This window comes from Rhizobium sp. 21-4511-3d (assembly GCF_053522545.1).
Genome location: NZ_JBNWCF010000011.1, coordinates 131,864 through 146,788, shown reverse-complemented (window position 1 = coordinate 146,788; position 14,925 = coordinate 131,864). Strand labels below are relative to the sequence as shown.

Here is a 14,925-nt window from a genome sequence, read left to right as displayed (position 1 = left end):
TGGCGGCCGTTTTAATCTAATCGATTTAAAAAAGCCAGTGTGCGATGCAATGAATCTCTCGGGTCCCGGTTTTAAAGCGAATTGACCCGAGAGGAAATCCCGCAATCGCCCTAAAACTTGTCGCGCAGCGCGAACCAGGACAAGGCTAGAAACAGCAGTGGGGCACGCATTGCCGCACCGCCTGGAAAAGCCGGGATATCGAGCTCCTTGAAGAGATCGAGATCGGCGGATTTTCCAAGCACTGTTTCTGCATAAAGTTTGCCGCAGTAATTTGACAGCATGACGCCGTGGCCGGAATAACCGCCGATCGATGTGACATTTGGCATCACTTCGCGCACGAACGGCTGCCGCGGCAGGGTGATCCCGACAGAGCCGCCCCAGGCATGGGTGATCTCGACATCCTTGAGAGCAGGATAGATCTCGGTGATCTGCCGGCGGATATGGTCGGAAATGTCGCGCGGGTTATCCGCCGTATAGGCCTCGCGCCCACCGAATAGCAGCCGGCCATCCCTGGATTTGCGGAAGTAGCGCACCACGAAGCGCGAGTCCGCCACCGCCTCGCTGCCTGGAATTACCGAGGGAAAGCTGTCGAGCGGTGCCGTCGCGCCGATGAACGAGCGGATCGGCATCACATGGCTTGCGGTGACCGGTTCAAGATTGCCGATATAGCCGTTGCAGGCAATCAGCGCCTTGTCTGCGGTGATCGTCCCCTTCGGCGTATCGATCTTTACCTTGCCGCCTTCGTTGCGCACGGCACTTGCCGGCGTCATCTCGAAGACCTGCGCGCCCGCATTGGCTGCGACCCGGGCAAGTCCGATCAGCAGCTTCAGCGGGTGGATATGCCCGGTGCCGGTGTCGCGCACGCCGCAGTGATAACGCGTCGAACCCAGCCGTTCCTGCGTCTCCTGCCTGTCCATGAACTGGACATGCGGATAGTCGTAGCGAGTGGCTGCGATCTCGGCGTTTTCGATATAGGAGCGCTTGTAGCTCTCCTTGTGCGCCACGTTGATCTGCCCGGGCATGAACTCGATGTCGATCTGGTGTTCGCTGGCGAAATCGAGGAGGTGCTTCTTTGCCCCTTCCGCCAGATCGAACAGCGCCCTGGAGCGCTCGTAGCCGATCTTCTCTTCGAGTTCCTCCGGCCACCAGCGCTGGCCGGTGCCGAGTTGACCGCCGTTTCGGCCGGATGCGCCGTCGCCGAAGCGGTTGGCGTCGATCAATACGACCGAGACCCCCGCCTTGGCGAGATTGTACGCCGCCTGCAGCCCGGTATAGCCGCCGCCGACGATGGCGACGTCACATGTCTTCGATCCGTCAAGTTCCGGATAGGTCGCCCGCTCGCCCGCCGTCGCCTGATACCAGGAAACGCCGGGCGCGATGGGGCTCTGCCAGTCTTGCTTCACAGCCATGAGGAACGCCTCCTCACACGTTGAGCAACAGGAACTCGCGCTCCCAGGGGCTGATCACTTCCATGAAGGTCTCGAACTCGCCGCGCTTGACGCCGGCATAGATCCCGATGAACTCCTCGCCGAACACTTCTTCGAAGGCCGGTTCATCTTCCATCAGCGCGATCGCTTCCAGCAGGCCGCGCGGCAGGTCGATCGACCCCTCGTTGGCGGAATCTTCGGTCGGCGCGGTCGGCTCGATCTGCTTGGTGATACCGAGCAGACCCGATGCCAGCGATGCGGCAAGCGCCAGATACGGATTGGCATCCGAGCTCGGCAGCCGGTTCTCGACGCGCCGCGCCTGCGGATCCGAAACCGGAACGCGGAAGGCGGTTGTGCGGTTGTCGTAGCCCCAGGCGTTGTTGACAGGGCAGGACATGTTCGGTGCCAGGCGGCGGTAGGAATTCACGTAGGGCGCCAGCATCGCCAGCGCGCTCGGCACGTATTTCTGCATGCCGCCGATGAAGTGGAAGAACTCCTTCGACGGCGAACCATCCGGATTGGAGAAGATGTTCTTGCCGGTTCCCTCATGCACCACCGACTGGTGAATGTGCATCGCCGAACCCGGCTGGCCCTGCATCGGCTTGGCCATGAAGGTGGCGTAGATGCCGTGCTTCAGCGCCGCCTCGCGGATCGTGCGCTTGAACATGAACACCTGGTCGGCAAGCTCGATTGGGTTGCCGTGGCGCAGGTTGATTTCGAGCTGCGCCGGACCCTCTTCATGGATCAGCGTGTCGATCTCGAGACCCTGCTTTTCCGAGAAGTGATAGATGTCGTCGATCAGTTCGTCGAACTCGTTGATCCCGGCGATCGAATAGCCCTGACCGCCGAGGATCGAACGGCCCGAACGGCCCTTCGGCGGATGCAGCGGATAATCCGGGTCATCATTGGTAGCGACCAGATAGAACTCGATTTCAGGCGCGACGACCGGCTTCCAGCCGCGGGCGCTGTAGAGCCCCATGATGCGCTTCAAGACGTTGCGCGGCGTGTAGGACACCTCGGCACCATCGGAATTGACGATATCGCAGATGACCTGCGCCGTCGGATCGGTTTCCCACGGCACCACCGACAGCGTCGAAAGGTCGGGCACCAGCTTCAGGTCGCTGTCGCGCGGCTCGTAGCGGAAGCTTTCGGTCTCCTCGGGATAGGCGCCCGAGATCGTGTGACGGTAAATCGCCGACGGCAACGCGAGCGAGGTGTTGGAGGTGAATTTCGATGTCGGCATCATCTTGCCGCGCGGAACCCCGGCAAGGTCGGGAGTGATGCATTCGATGTCTTCGATGCCGCGTGCCCGTAGCCACTGTGCCGCTTCCTTCCAATTCGCTACGCCGCGCGACGACCCGGGGTCAGGGGGAGTCTTGATGGTGGGGCGGACGTTCTTGGCAGGCTTAAGCGTCGTCTTTTTTGGAGACATGACACACCGGTTACGTTGATCGGAAGGCCATCATAACCAGAGTTTGGCAATTGGCGAGGGGGGTAGAGACGTTGACTTTCGCCATTTGATAGAAAAAGAAGACGCCGTTCAGAGAAGGATCGGGGCGTGGCAGAAAAAAGCGATGTGATCGTCATCGGCGCGGGTGCGGCCGGCATGATGTGCGCCATTCGCGCCGGTCAGCGCGGCCGCTCCGTGCTCGTCCTCGATCACGCCAAGACGCCGGGCGAGAAGATCCGTATTTCCGGCGGCGGCCGCTGCAACTTCACCAATATCCATGCCGGTCCGAAGAATTTCCTCTCGGCCAATCCGCATTTCTGCAAGTCGGCGCTCGCCCGCTTCACCCCCGCCGATTTCGTTGCCATGGTCGATCGCCACAAGATCGCCTGGCACGAGAAGACCCTCGGCCAGCTCTTCTGCGACGACAGCGCCAAGGACATCATCCACATGCTGCTCGACGAGATGCGGTCGGCCGGTGCCGAATGGCAGCTGCGCACCGAGATTACCGGCATCGAGAAGACCGATGGCGGCTTTCGCGTCAGCACATCGGAAGGCGCCTATGACTGCGCCTCGCTGGTCATCGCCACCGGCGGCAAGTCGATCCCGAAAATGGGCGCCACCGGCTTTGCCTATCGCATCGCCGAGCAGTTCGGTCTCGCCATGACCGAAACCCGCCCGGGCCTCGTGCCGCTGACGCTCGATCCCGTCCTGCTGGAAGCGATCGCGCCACTCTCGGGCATCGCCGCCCCCGCAGAAATCCGTCACGGCAAGACGGCATTCCGGGAAGCGCTGCTTTTCACCCATCGCGGCCTCAGTGGTCCGGCCATCCTGCAGATTTCGTCCTACTGGCGCGAAGGCGAGGGGGTTACCGTCGATATCGAACCCGATGTCGATCTGCTCCAGCATCTGAAGAGAGCCAAACAGACGAACGGCCGCCAGTCGGCGCAGACGGCGCTGGCGGAAATCCTGCCGAAGCGACTGGCGCAGTATCTGACCGAGCGCGAAGGCATCTCCGGCAACATGGCCGACCTCTCCGACAAGGCGCTTTCAAGGCTTGCCGATGCCGCGCAGAACTGGACCGTCAAACCTTCGGGTTCCGAAGGATACCGCACGGCGGAAGTGACGCTCGGCGGCATCGATACATCGGCGCTTGACTCCAAGACGATGGAAGCGAAGGCCGTTCCCGGTCTCTATTTTATCGGCGAATGCGTCGATGTTACCGGCTGGCTCGGCGGCTATAACTTCCAATGGGCCTGGGCCTCGGGCTTTGCGGCAGGTGAATCCTTATAGGGTCGAATCCGGATCAATAGATTCAAGACTTCTTAAGCCGGGTGCGCCATCGTGTCCCAATGGTGTCCATGGAACAAGCTGCCCATTTAAAGCTTTACCGGACAGCCATTTTGATGGATTGTTACAGTATTGAGAAAGTGAGGTCCTTTACATGAATAGGAACACACGCCGCGCTCGCGCCATCGCAATCGCCCAGGCAAAGCCTGACAGCAAGCTTGCGACGCTCCGCTTTCTCATGTTGGCCACCGGTGCAACTGCCGCGATTATCGCGCTTCTGATCGCCCACACCATCTGACCATTCCCGCAATTGTCATATAAATAGCGGCTAGCCCTTTTGTGCCAGCCGCTTACGGGTGGCCATAAGTACGATTTCAAACGATTTGGCTTATCCGAAAATTAATATCTCTTCTGTCACACTTGCTGAAACTATGGGCATCCCGTTCGCGCGGCGATGACTTGGCAATGACTGCCGCCTGAGCCCTCGGGTTTCCCATTATTCCAAAAAGTCAGCTCGATGCACTCGGCCGGCGCCGCAACAGCAGCCGGTGGGAGGAGTGGTGTATGGAAGGCCGGTATAGCCATGTTCATTGATAAGATCCTGTCGCGCTTCAAGATCAAGACGAAGGTGTTGATCTTCGTTCTGCCTTTCGTCGTCGCCATCTCGGCCGTCGGCCTTACCGGGCTTTATGCCTCGGGCATGCTGCAAGGGCGCATGGAGATTTCGAACAGCATCCTGCAGTCGCTCAGCGGCTTCAAGGATCTCTACGGTTCGATGGACGACTTCCTGCAGAACACCAATGAGCAGGCTCGCGACAAGCTCTATACGGATATCAAGACGCAGGGCCAGACGCTGAATTCCACGCTGTCGCAGATCGGCGAGAATGCCGGCCGCGAGAACCTGCAGGCCGCGATCGATGGCACCAGCGCCATCTCGGGCACTGTCGGCAAGCTCTGGACGCTGCATGAGCAGGAAGTCACGCTGCGCCAGCAGATCGAAGACTCCCAGAAGGTGATGATCACCAACCGCTTCAACGTCAGCTATGACGCCCGCCAGCTCGAAGAGAGTGTGCGCACCGACGAAGGCAACGCGACCGCAACGCTGCGCGCCGCCGACCGTCTGCTCAAGGGTGGCGACACGCTGGCGACGGCCATGAACGATTTCAGCAAGGCGCAGCTTCCTGCCGACAAGCTGAAGGTGGTGACCACGGCGCTGCCGTCGATCATCAAGGCCCAGCGCATGATCGAAATCTCGGTTCCGCAGAACCAGAAGAGCATGACGCAGTCGATGGCCCAGACCATCAGCGACCTGAAGACCCAGGCTGCCGCACCCGATGCCGGCACCGATGATGGCGTCGCCAATCTCGGCCGCCTCGTGTCGCGCTTCCGCCAGATGTCGACCTACACGCAGCTGACGGCAACGCAGATGATGCGCGAAGCCACCACCACCTTCGTCCAGCTCGACAGCCGTATCGCCCAGACCAACTCGGTTCTGGAAGACACCCGTCGCCTGGAAACTTCGATCTACTCGCTCCAGCTCGTTCTGGCCGATTTCAGCGCCAAGCCGAGCAAGGAGAACCGCGTTCGCCTGAACCAGGAAATCGCCACCCTCAACACCATGCTGAACACCCTGCAGGCCAGCGCCAAGGGCATGGATTTCGCCAGCGACATCATCGCTGCGATTAATCCGGCACTGGTCTCGATGGACAAGGACGCACAGAGCCTCGTTGACGTCATCAACCAGCGCGTTGCCGACTATGCCGCTGCCCGCCAGGAGCTCGACAGTGTCTGGGGCCAGCTGACGAGCTTCGCCGAACTGCAGAAGCAGACGGCCGGCGCCGAGCGCGATCAGGCCAACAGCATCTCCGTCGGCACCACCGGCCTCGGCATCCTGGTCTCGATCATCGGCGGTATCGCCCTGGTTCTGACCCTGCAGCGCCCGATCGGCCAGATCACCGCCGCAATGCGCCGCATCGCAGACGGCGCGCTCGACACCAGCATTTCCGGTGAGCAGCGCTTCGACGAAATCGGCGACATGGCCCGTGCACTGGGCATCTTCAAGGAAAACGCAATCTCCAAGATCCGCATCGAGGAGCAGAGCGACGAGGAGCGCCAGGCCGCCGAGCACGAGCGCCAGCGCAACGATGCCGAAAAGCGCGAGATGGATCGCCAGATCGAGTATGCGGTCAACGAACTCGCCGCCGGCCTCGAGCGCATGTCGCAGGGCGATATCTCCACGACTATCGACACGCCTTTCATTGGCCGCCTCGAGCAGCTGCGTGAAGACTTCAACGGCTCGATGCTCCGCCTCCAGGCAACGATGAGCCAGATCCGCGACAACGTGCAGATGATCCAGGGCAACGGCAACCAGATGGCCCAGTCGGCCGAGGATCTCGCCAAGCGTACGGAACAGCAGGCCGCTTCTCTCGAAGAAACCGCTGCCGCCGTCGACGAGATCACCGTCACCGTCCGTTCGTCTGCCGAACGCGCCAAGGATGCCGACCAGATCGTCCGCCAGGCCAAGCGCAGCGCCGATGACTCGGCGACCGTCGTCGGCAAGGCGATCGACGCCATGGGCCGTATCGAGGATGCATCGCGCCAGATCGAGCAGATCATCGGCGTCATCGACGAGATCGCCTTCCAGACCAACCTGCTCGCCCTCAACGCCGGTATCGAAGCCGCGCGTGCCGGTGAAGCGGGCAAGGGCTTTGCCGTCGTCGCCATGGAAGTCCGTGAGCTCGCCCAGCGCTCCGCCGCTGCCGCGCAGGAGATCAAGGGCCTGATCAACAAGTCGACCACCGAGGTCAGCTCCGGTTCGCAGTCCGTCCAGGAAACCGGCACGGTGCTCGCGAAGATCAGCGCTCAGATCGTCACCATCAGCCAGCATGTCGAAATGATCGCCCGCGCCAGCCACGACCAGTCGGGCGCCCTGCAGGAAGTCAACTCGACCGTCAACTCGATGGACCAGATGACCCAGCAGAACGCTGCGATGGTGGAAGAAACGACCGCCGCCAGCCGCGAGCTCGCCTCGCAGGCCGACAGCCTGCTGGCCCTCGTGCAGCAGTTCAAGATCGACGGTGAAACGCACGCGACCTACTATCGCGCCGCCTGAGACCAGCGAAAATTCAGACTATGAGAACGGCGCCACAAGGCGCCGTTTCTGTTTGTGCAGCATGCCTGAAATATGGGCGCAAAGGTTGTGTTTCGATCGCGACGCCACTGATTTTCTACCGATGTTCGAAAAGATGCTGACGAATAGTCATATTTATACAAGTTATTACAGCGTTTTCAGATAATTAGCGGATAATTTTCCTTAACGTTTAACGCATAGGATAGCTGCAATTCGTATTGCAGAGGATTGCTATGCTGCGCTTTTTCTCGACATCCATCGTCCGCCAGGCGGTTGCCATCACACTCGGTTTGCTTGTGGTCAGCACCGGCGCGATCGTTGCCGTGACCTATTATGACCTCAGCCGCTATGTCATGGACAATGCGGTGGCGGACGCCAAGGATGCCAGCCGCACGATGGCGATCCTCTACGGCGCAGCCGATGACAGCGCGAAGATCGCCGTCAAGGATGCGCAGCTCTCTACGGTCACCGAAGAAAAGATCCCCGCATTCACCGATCACTCGCTGGTCGATCGCACGGCCGAATCCATTGCCGGTGTCGCGACGATCTTCGACAAGCAGGGCGGCGACTACGTCCGCGTCTCCACCAATGTGAAGAAGGAAGACGGTAGCCGCGCCGTCGGCACCAACCTCGCCGCCGATCACCCGGCGCAGACCGTGCTCGCCAAGGGCGACGCCTATTACGGTCCTGCAGTGCTGTTCGGAAAGAACTACATGACCGGCTATTTCCCGGTGAAGAATGCCGCCGGTGCCAATACCGGCATCCTCTTCATCGGTATTCCGATGGAAGTCTATTTCGCCCGCCTCCAGCATCTGCAGATCCTCGTGATCGGCGCCGGTGCCGCCGTCATGCTGGTCGTCAGCCTGCTCGCCTTCTTCGCGATCCGCCGTACCGTCAGCCCGCTTCAGGCGCTGACCAAGACGGTGCATTCGATCTCTGCCGGCAATCTCTCCGGCGCGATCCCCTGCGTCGACAAGCCGAACGAATTCGGCGAGATCGGCCGCGCGCTGTCGGCCTTCCGCGATAGTGCCAAGGCGCGCCTGGATCTCGAAACGCAGGCCGCCGAGCAGCGCGCGCTGACCGAAGCCGAGCGCACCCGCAACGATGCCGAAAAGCGCACGCTCGACGGCCAGATCGACTTCGCCGTCAACCAGCTCGCTGCCGGTCTCGGCCGTCTGTCGCAGGGCGATGTCTCCGAAACCATCGAGACGCCGTTCGTCGGCCGCCTCGAGCAGCTGCGCGTCGATTTCAACAGTTCGTTGCTGCGCCTGCAGGACACGCTGACCCGCATCCGCGACAATGCCAACGCCATCCAGCGCAACAGCGGCGCGATGCTGGCCTCTGCCGGTGAGCTCTCGAAACGCACCGAGGCGCAGGCCGCCAATCTTGAGGAGACGGCTGCTGCCGTCGAGGAAATCACCGTTACCGTCCGCTCATCCGCCGATCGCGCCCGCGAGGCCAACAATACGGTGGCTCTAACCAAGAAGACCGCCGACAGCTCCGGCGCTGTGGTCGGTGATGCCGTCGCCGCCATGGGCCGCATCGAGGAAGCCTCGCAGCAGATCGAGCAGATCATCGAAGTCATCGACGACATCGCTTTCCAGACCAACCTTCTGGCGCTGAACGCCGGTATCGAAGCTGCGCGTGCGGGTGAAGCCGGCAAGGGCTTTGCCGTCGTCGCCCAGGAAGTCCGCGAACTGGCCCAGCGCTCCGCCGATGCCGCCCGCGAGATCAAGGGTCTGATCGAGAAGTCGAGCCGAGAAGTCACCGTCGGTTCCGAGCTGGTGCAGAAGACCGGCAATGTTCTCGCCTCGATCAGCCAGGAAATCATCGTCATCAGCAAGCATGTCGATACGATCGCGACGGCAAGCCAGGATCAGTCGGCAGCCCTTCAGGAAGTCAACGGCTCCGTCAACGCGATGGACCAGATGACCCAGAAGAACGCCTCGATGGTCGAGGAGACGACGCAGGCAAGCCGTCAGCTTGCCGACGAGGCCGATGCCTTGATGGGCCTGCTTCAGCAGTTCCGCATCGGCAACGGTGCGGCCGCTCACCGCCCGGCAAGGCAGGCTGCCTGATCCACGCGCTTTACACGAGTATCCTTGGGCCGCGCCTCGACAGCGCGGCCTTTGCTTTTCAGGCCTATGTCGGTCAGCCAGGCGACGGCGCGGATGACGCGGGAGCCGCCATATTGCTCGTAGAATTCGTCTTCGGATGTCCGGCAGGCAATCCGGCCGCCCCGTGAGAGGCCGAGCATGCTGGCAATGGCGATCTGGTCGATCATGGTGATGTCCTCCGTTTCAAAGACATCACTTCAGATACACATCAAAAATCGCTTCTTAAACAGCTGAAATCGGCATACGATTTTCACCAATGAAAAACACAGCTTGGGATTCCTATCAGCTTTTCCTGCAGGTCGCCCGTCTCGGCGGGCTCACGGGCGCGAGCGGCACCAGTGGCCTCAGCCCGGCAACCGTCGGCCGCCGCATGCTGGAGCTCGAGCAAGAAACCGGCCGCACGCTCTTCCTGCGCAGCCAGACCGGTTACCGACTGACGCCGGATGGTCAGGCTCTCCTCGACCACCTGCAGGAGATGGAGGCCGCCGCCCGCAAGGTCGATGCCTGGCGCCAGTCGGCCGAGGGCGGAGCGACGGTAAGGGTTGCGGCGGGAACCTGGGTTGCCTGGCTGCTGACCGAGAATTTCTCGGCGATCCGCATGTCCGGCGATAGCTTTGCCATCTCGCTGACGATCGGCGAAACCCGCGCCAATCTTTCCTACCGGGAGAGCGATATCGGCATCCGCGCTTTCGAGCCCGACGAGGCAAACCTTGCCGCCCGTCTGCTCGGCGAGGTCGCGTACGCCGTTTATGTCAGGCGCAACGCTGCTGAGGCTGCGGAGCAATGGGTGGCCGTTGCCGAGGACGAGGCGATCTCCGGCTATCTGCGCTGGCCCTATCGCAATGTGTCCGGCTCGATCGCCGCCACCGTCAACCGGCCGCGGTCGCTGCCGGATCTGGTGCGCGCCGGGGCGGGCAGGGCGGTGCTTCCGTGTTTCGTCGGCGATCTCGATCCGGAGCTTCAGCGGCTCGGCGGCGAGATCCCGGAGCTCAAACATCGCCAGTGGATCGTCATGAACAACGAAGACCGCCACCGGCCGGAAATCCGCGCCGTTGCCGATCGCATGACCAGATTGCTGAAAAGCTATTCCGATCTTTTCGCCGGCAAGCGCGCCAGCCGCAGCTAGCTCACGGTATCAGCCTTCGTACCAAGGCCACCTGGCTGTTGACGCCGAGCTTGGAAAAGATGTTTTTCAGGTGCGAGCGCGCCGTCTCGTAGCTGATGTCGTTCAGCTTGGCGGTATCGCGCAGCGACAGCCCGCTGGCGATCGACGAGGCGATGCGCAGTTCGGCGGCCGTCAGGTGCTCGTTGCCGCTCAGCCTGTCGTTCAGATGGGCGCAGATGCCGCCGGAGCGCTCGATGATCAGCGCCGAGGTCGGCTCCTGCAGGAACTCGCTCATGAAATCGGACTGCAGCCGTACCAGCGTGTATTTGATGTTGCCGATGCGCCCGCTGCAAACCGGCTGTAGCGGCTCGCGGGAGCGGCCGGTGGCGCGCAGCTGCTCGTTGACATTGGCATCGTTGACATTCAGCCGCCCGGTCGGGGTCACGCTGATGCCGCATCCCTCCGTCAGCATCATCTGCGCCGCGGTGTTCATCGAGCGCACCTTGCGCTCCTCGCCGAGATAGATCAGCCCGACACCGATCGCATCGAGCAGCGGCTTGCCGCCGGCCTCGTTGCTTCGCTCGCGGCGCAGGTAATCGAATGCCCGACGCAGATGCGGGGCAAGCTCGGTCAGCACCTGGGCGTTGGCGCGGTTATAGCCGGCGTCGGTGCTCGAGGTCAGCGTCGAGAGATTGAAGGACCGCCCCTTCTCCCGCATGATCGTCACGCCGATGCTGCTGCGGCAGCCGATGCTGCGCAGGTAGTCGTGATAGAATTCTGTTTTCAGCAGCTCTTCATGCGGCAGCATCTGATCGGCGATGACGCCGAGCCCGACGGGTCGGACGGCGGCCTTCGCCATCCATGGGTTCACGGTACTGAAATGGGTGTTGTAGGCTTTCGCGGCAGCGTCTTCGAGACCGGATGAAAGCGACAGCCCGCCGGCGCCGAGAACCGCATCATGAAAAAAGAGCGTCGACTTTCCATCCGGCATGCGCGTGTTCAGCGTATCCAGAAAATCCTGCCAGCTGGTTTCCCCGAGCAGTGCCCCATAGACCATATCGGTCAGGGACTGCACGTCCGCGCGTATTGTTGCAGGCATATGACGTCCCATAAGAGCTTGATGATATTATGCTCGCCTTTGCTGGGACTGACAATTGCGTCAAATGACGCAGAAGGCGCCGGTTTTCCCGGCGCCTTCTGCCTCTTTAGGTGCGGTTGGCAACGACAACCGGGATCATCAGATCGCCCCAGTTGCCGTCGCCGCCGTGATGGCGGGCGGACCGGACAAGCTCTACCGAAATACCGGATTCAACCGCCTTCATGACAGACTGATTGAGCCGGTGCAGATCGTTGGCGAGCATGCGGATCATGCTCTGCTGGTCCGGCGTCATCGTCGAGGACTGCTCTTCCGCGCGTTCGCGGACACGTGAGATGGAAGCCATTGTCTTCTCCTCCTGTTGCGCGGTCATTCCGCTGCGGGCTTGAACTGTGCGTGTTCGGTCGATTCCCTCATCGCGGTCGTCGAGGACAGGCCGCCGGTGATGGCAAGCGATACGGCATCGAAATAGCCGGTGCCGACTTCGCGCTGATGCTTGGTCGCGGTGTAGCCGTTGACCTCGGCGGCGAACTCCGCCTGCTGCAGCTCGGAATAGGCGGCCATCTGTCGGCTCTTGTAGCCGCGCGCCAGCTCGAACATGCCGAAGTTCAGCTGATGGAAGCCGGCAAGCGTGATGAACTGGAACTTGTAGCCCATGGCGCCGAGTTCGCGCTGGAACCTGGCGATCGTCGCCTCGTCCAGGTTTTTGCGCCAGTTGAAGGACGGCGAGCAGTTATAGGCAAGCAACTTGCCCGGGTGCACCTTGTGCACGCCTTCGGCAAAGCGCCGCGCCTGATCGAGATCGGGCTTCGACGTCTCGCACCAGATCAGATCGCAATAGGGCGCATAGGCGACCGCGCGGGCAATGCAGGGCTCCAACCCGTTGCGGACCTGATAGAAGCCCTCGACGGTGCGCCCGGCATCGTAATCGACGAAGGGCTGGTCGCGCTCGTCGATATCGGAAGTCAGAAGCTTTGCTGCCTCGGCATCCGTGCGCGCAATCACCAGCGTCGAAACGCCCATGACATCGGCTGCCAGACGCGCGGCGTTGAGGTTGCGGATATGCGCTGCCGTCGGGATCAGAACCTTGCCGCCGAGATGGCCGCACTTCTTTTCCGACGCCAGCTGATCCTCGAAATGGACGCCAGCAACGCCCGCCTCGATATACGCCTTCATGATCTCGAAGGCGTTGAGTGGCCCGCCGAAACCGGCCTCGGCATCGGCAACGATTGGCGCAAACCAGTTCTCGACAGAGAGGCCCTTGCCTTCAGAGGTCTCGATCTGGTCGGCGCGCTGGAGCGTGCGGTTGATGCGCTTGGCAAGCTCCGGCCCGGCATTGGCGGGATAGAGCGACTGGTCTGGATACATCGCCGAGGCGGTATTGGCGTCTGCCGCGACCTGCCAGCCAGAGAGGTAGATCGCCTTCAGACCGGCGCGGACCATCTGCATGGCCTGATTGCCGGAGAGAGCGCCGAGCGCATTGACGAAATCGTCGCGGTGCAGGAGCTCCCAGAGCCTCGCAGCACCCATTTCCGCCAGCGAGTGGCTGATCTCCACGGAACCGCGCAGCCGTCTGACGTCCTCTGCGGAATAGGGACGCTCAATGCCGTCGAAACGGCCAGCCGGTGCGTTGCGGATCAGCTTGTCAAACTCAGTCACAATATCCTCCTTCAGCTCGATTGCTTGTGTGACAGAATTTACAAGATCGCCGTCAAAAGCCAGAAAAGACTTGCTTAAGTGCCTGAGAAAGAGGTTATATTGGCGCAAGATTTACAAGCTGGCTTTGTCAATTTGTAAAATTTTGTAAAAGGCATCGATATGGAACGGAAGATCTTTGCCGGACCGAAAGTCAGGCGCATGCGCAATGGCCTCGGCGTCACGCAGACGGCGATGGCCGAAGCCCTCGGCATCTCGCCGTCCTATCTGAACCTGATCGAACGCAACCAACGGCCGCTCACCGTTCAGCTGCTGTTGAAGCTTGCCTCGGTCTACAAGGTTGATCTCGATGAGCTCCAGAGCGAGCAGGGCAATAACCTCGCCGAACTGCGCGAAGTCTTCGCCGACCCGCTGCTGTCGGGCGAGCTTCCCGGCGATCAGGAACTGGTGGAGATATCGGACGCTGCGCCCAATGCGGCGAGCGGCATGGTGAAGCTCTACCGCGCCTACCGCGAACAGGCTGCCCGGCTTTCGGATCTCAGTGCGCTGATGGCTGACGGGGCGCAGGTCCCCGCTGCCGGAGCGCGCCTTCCGGCCGACGAGGTGCGCGACGCGCTGGAGCGGCGCCCGGCCTATTTCGCCGTCCTCGAGGATGCCGCCGAACAGTTCTTCATGACGCTTCCCTCTGGCGATCTGCAGCAGGTGCTTCGGGATTGGCTGCAGAAGGAGCGCGGCATTACCGTGCGCGTCCTGCCTGTCCATGTCATGCCGGATCTGCGCCGCCGCTTCGATCGCCACTCCATGCGGCTTTTCCTCTCCGAACGCCTGTCGCCGCAGGACCAGCTGCAGGAGATCGCCATCGAGGCCGCAACGCTCGCGCTGAAGGCGGCGATCGGCAAGGAGCTGGAAGGGCTCGCCCTGTCGACGCCGGAAGCCCAGCGCATCGCCCGCTTCGAGCTCGCCCGCGCTGCCGCACTGGCGCTGATGATGCCTTACGAGGCCTTCCTGACGGCGGCGAAATCCGTGCGCTACGACATCGATCTGCTGCGTAGCCGCTTCGGCTGTTCCTTCGGCCAGGCGGCGGCCCGGCTCACCATGCTGCAGCGGCCGTCGAACAGCGCCGTGCCATTCTTCCTGATGGAGATCGATGCGGCCGGAAACCGTCTGCGCCGGGCAGGGGCGTCGGGCTTCCCGCAGGCTCGCTTCGGCGGCGGCTGTCCCAAGCTCAATATTCACGCCGCCTTCCTGCAGCCCGGCCAGATCCTGGCGGAAACCGTCGAGACGCCGGATGGCAGTACCTTTCTGACGATCGCACGAACGCTGGAAGGCCCGGCAGCCCCCTTCGGCGAGAGGGTCAGGCGCACTGCGCTGCTCATTGCCTGCGACGCCCAGTTCAGGGATGCGACCGTCTACGCCCTGGCGGCGTCATCTTCGCCACATGCAGTTGCAATTGGCCCGGCCTGCCGCCTTTGTGAACGAAAGGGCTGTCTTGCCCGCGCCGAGCCGCCGGTCACTCGCCCGCTTGGGCTAGACGAGATGGTGGCCGGTCTTAGCGCCTTTGATTTTCAGTGATAGTTGAAATCATTGAGAGCGCAGGATTTTGCGCTTGTCGGCTCTCAAAATCCTTCTTAGTCTAGCTAAAAATCCAGAGGGAATG

At 61.7% G+C, this 14,925-nt stretch carries 12 protein-coding genes; 6 read left to right on the top strand and 6 right to left on the bottom strand.

Annotated features, from left to right (window positions below):
* Positions 1 to 110 precede the first annotated feature (110 nt).
* Together ACQZ5H_RS23100 and ACQZ5H_RS23095 are read right to left on the bottom strand one after the other, a co-directional pair.
* Positions 111 to 1,409, bottom strand: a complete 1,299-nt coding sequence (locus ACQZ5H_RS23100; protein ID WP_449099111.1) for an NAD(P)/FAD-dependent oxidoreductase — start codon at positions 1,407 to 1,409, stop codon at positions 111 to 113.
* 13 nt (positions 1,410 to 1,422) lie between these two features.
* A complete protein-coding gene (locus ACQZ5H_RS23095) occupies positions 1,423 to 2,859 on the bottom strand; it encodes a glutamine synthetase family protein (protein WP_413710998.1) in 1,437 nt (478 codons plus the stop codon).
* Between the two features lie 126 nt (positions 2,860 to 2,985).
* On the opposite strand from ACQZ5H_RS23095, the gene ACQZ5H_RS23090 reads away from it, so the two are divergent.
* From ACQZ5H_RS23090 to ACQZ5H_RS23075, 4 genes are all read left to right on the top strand, one after another.
* Positions 2,986 to 4,167 (top strand): NAD(P)/FAD-dependent oxidoreductase, encoded by a 1,182-nt coding sequence (locus ACQZ5H_RS23090; protein WP_449099110.1) that lies wholly within the window; start codon positions 2,986 to 2,988, stop codon positions 4,165 to 4,167.
* Between the two features lie 151 nt (positions 4,168 to 4,318).
* The gene (locus tag ACQZ5H_RS23085) at positions 4,319 to 4,462 is read left to right on the top strand and encodes a hypothetical protein (RefSeq protein WP_449099109.1); all 144 of its coding nucleotides are present in this window, start codon (positions 4,319 to 4,321) and stop codon (positions 4,460 to 4,462) included.
* A gap of 285 nt (positions 4,463 to 4,747) precedes the next feature.
* Positions 4,748 to 7,276, top strand: coding sequence for a methyl-accepting chemotaxis protein (locus tag ACQZ5H_RS23080; protein ID WP_449099108.1), 2,529 nt, complete (start codon positions 4,748 to 4,750; stop codon positions 7,274 to 7,276).
* Positions 7,277 to 7,527: 251 nt separating this feature from the next.
* Entirely contained in the window at positions 7,528 to 9,372 is a 1,845-nt protein-coding gene (locus tag ACQZ5H_RS23075; protein ID WP_449099107.1) for a methyl-accepting chemotaxis protein, read from the top strand.
* Here ACQZ5H_RS23075 and ACQZ5H_RS23070 read toward each other — a convergent pair.
* On the bottom strand, positions 9,345 to 9,578 hold the full coding sequence (locus tag ACQZ5H_RS23070; RefSeq protein ID WP_449099106.1) for a hypothetical protein: 234 nt from the start codon (positions 9,576 to 9,578) through the stop codon (positions 9,345 to 9,347). The genes ACQZ5H_RS23075 and ACQZ5H_RS23070 overlap by 28 nt on opposite strands.
* Before the next feature lie 89 nt (positions 9,579 to 9,667).
* Between ACQZ5H_RS23070 and ACQZ5H_RS23065 the strand changes: the two genes are divergently transcribed.
* Positions 9,668 to 10,537, top strand: a complete 870-nt coding sequence (locus ACQZ5H_RS23065; RefSeq protein ID WP_449099105.1) for a LysR family transcriptional regulator — start codon at positions 9,668 to 9,670, stop codon at positions 10,535 to 10,537.
* A gap of 1 nt (position 10,538) precedes the next feature.
* On the opposite strand, the gene ACQZ5H_RS23060 is transcribed toward ACQZ5H_RS23065, so the two are convergent.
* The 3 genes from ACQZ5H_RS23060 to aceA form a co-directional block, all read right to left on the bottom strand.
* Complete coding sequence (locus ACQZ5H_RS23060; RefSeq protein ID WP_449099104.1) at positions 10,539 to 11,615, bottom strand: helix-turn-helix transcriptional regulator; 1,077 nt, start codon at positions 11,613 to 11,615, stop codon at positions 10,539 to 10,541.
* A 106-nt stretch (positions 11,616 to 11,721) separates the two neighbouring features.
* The gene (locus ACQZ5H_RS23055; protein ID WP_112713198.1) at positions 11,722 to 11,958 is read right to left on the bottom strand and encodes an SMc00767 family acetate metabolism repressor; all 237 of its coding nucleotides are present in this window, start codon (positions 11,956 to 11,958) and stop codon (positions 11,722 to 11,724) included.
* Positions 11,959 to 11,981: 23 nt separating this feature from the next.
* On the bottom strand, positions 11,982 to 13,271 hold the full coding sequence (gene aceA / locus ACQZ5H_RS23050) for an isocitrate lyase (protein WP_449099103.1): 1,290 nt from the start codon (positions 13,269 to 13,271) through the stop codon (positions 11,982 to 11,984).
* A 159-nt stretch (positions 13,272 to 13,430) separates the two neighbouring features.
* Here aceA and ACQZ5H_RS23045 point away from each other — a divergent pair, with 159 nt between their 5' ends.
* Positions 13,431 to 14,840: a helix-turn-helix domain-containing protein gene (locus ACQZ5H_RS23045; protein ID WP_449099102.1), complete on the top strand. Its 1,410-nt coding sequence runs from the start codon at positions 13,431 to 13,433 to the stop codon at positions 14,838 to 14,840.
* The last annotated feature ends 85 nt before the right edge of the window (positions 14,841 to 14,925 follow it).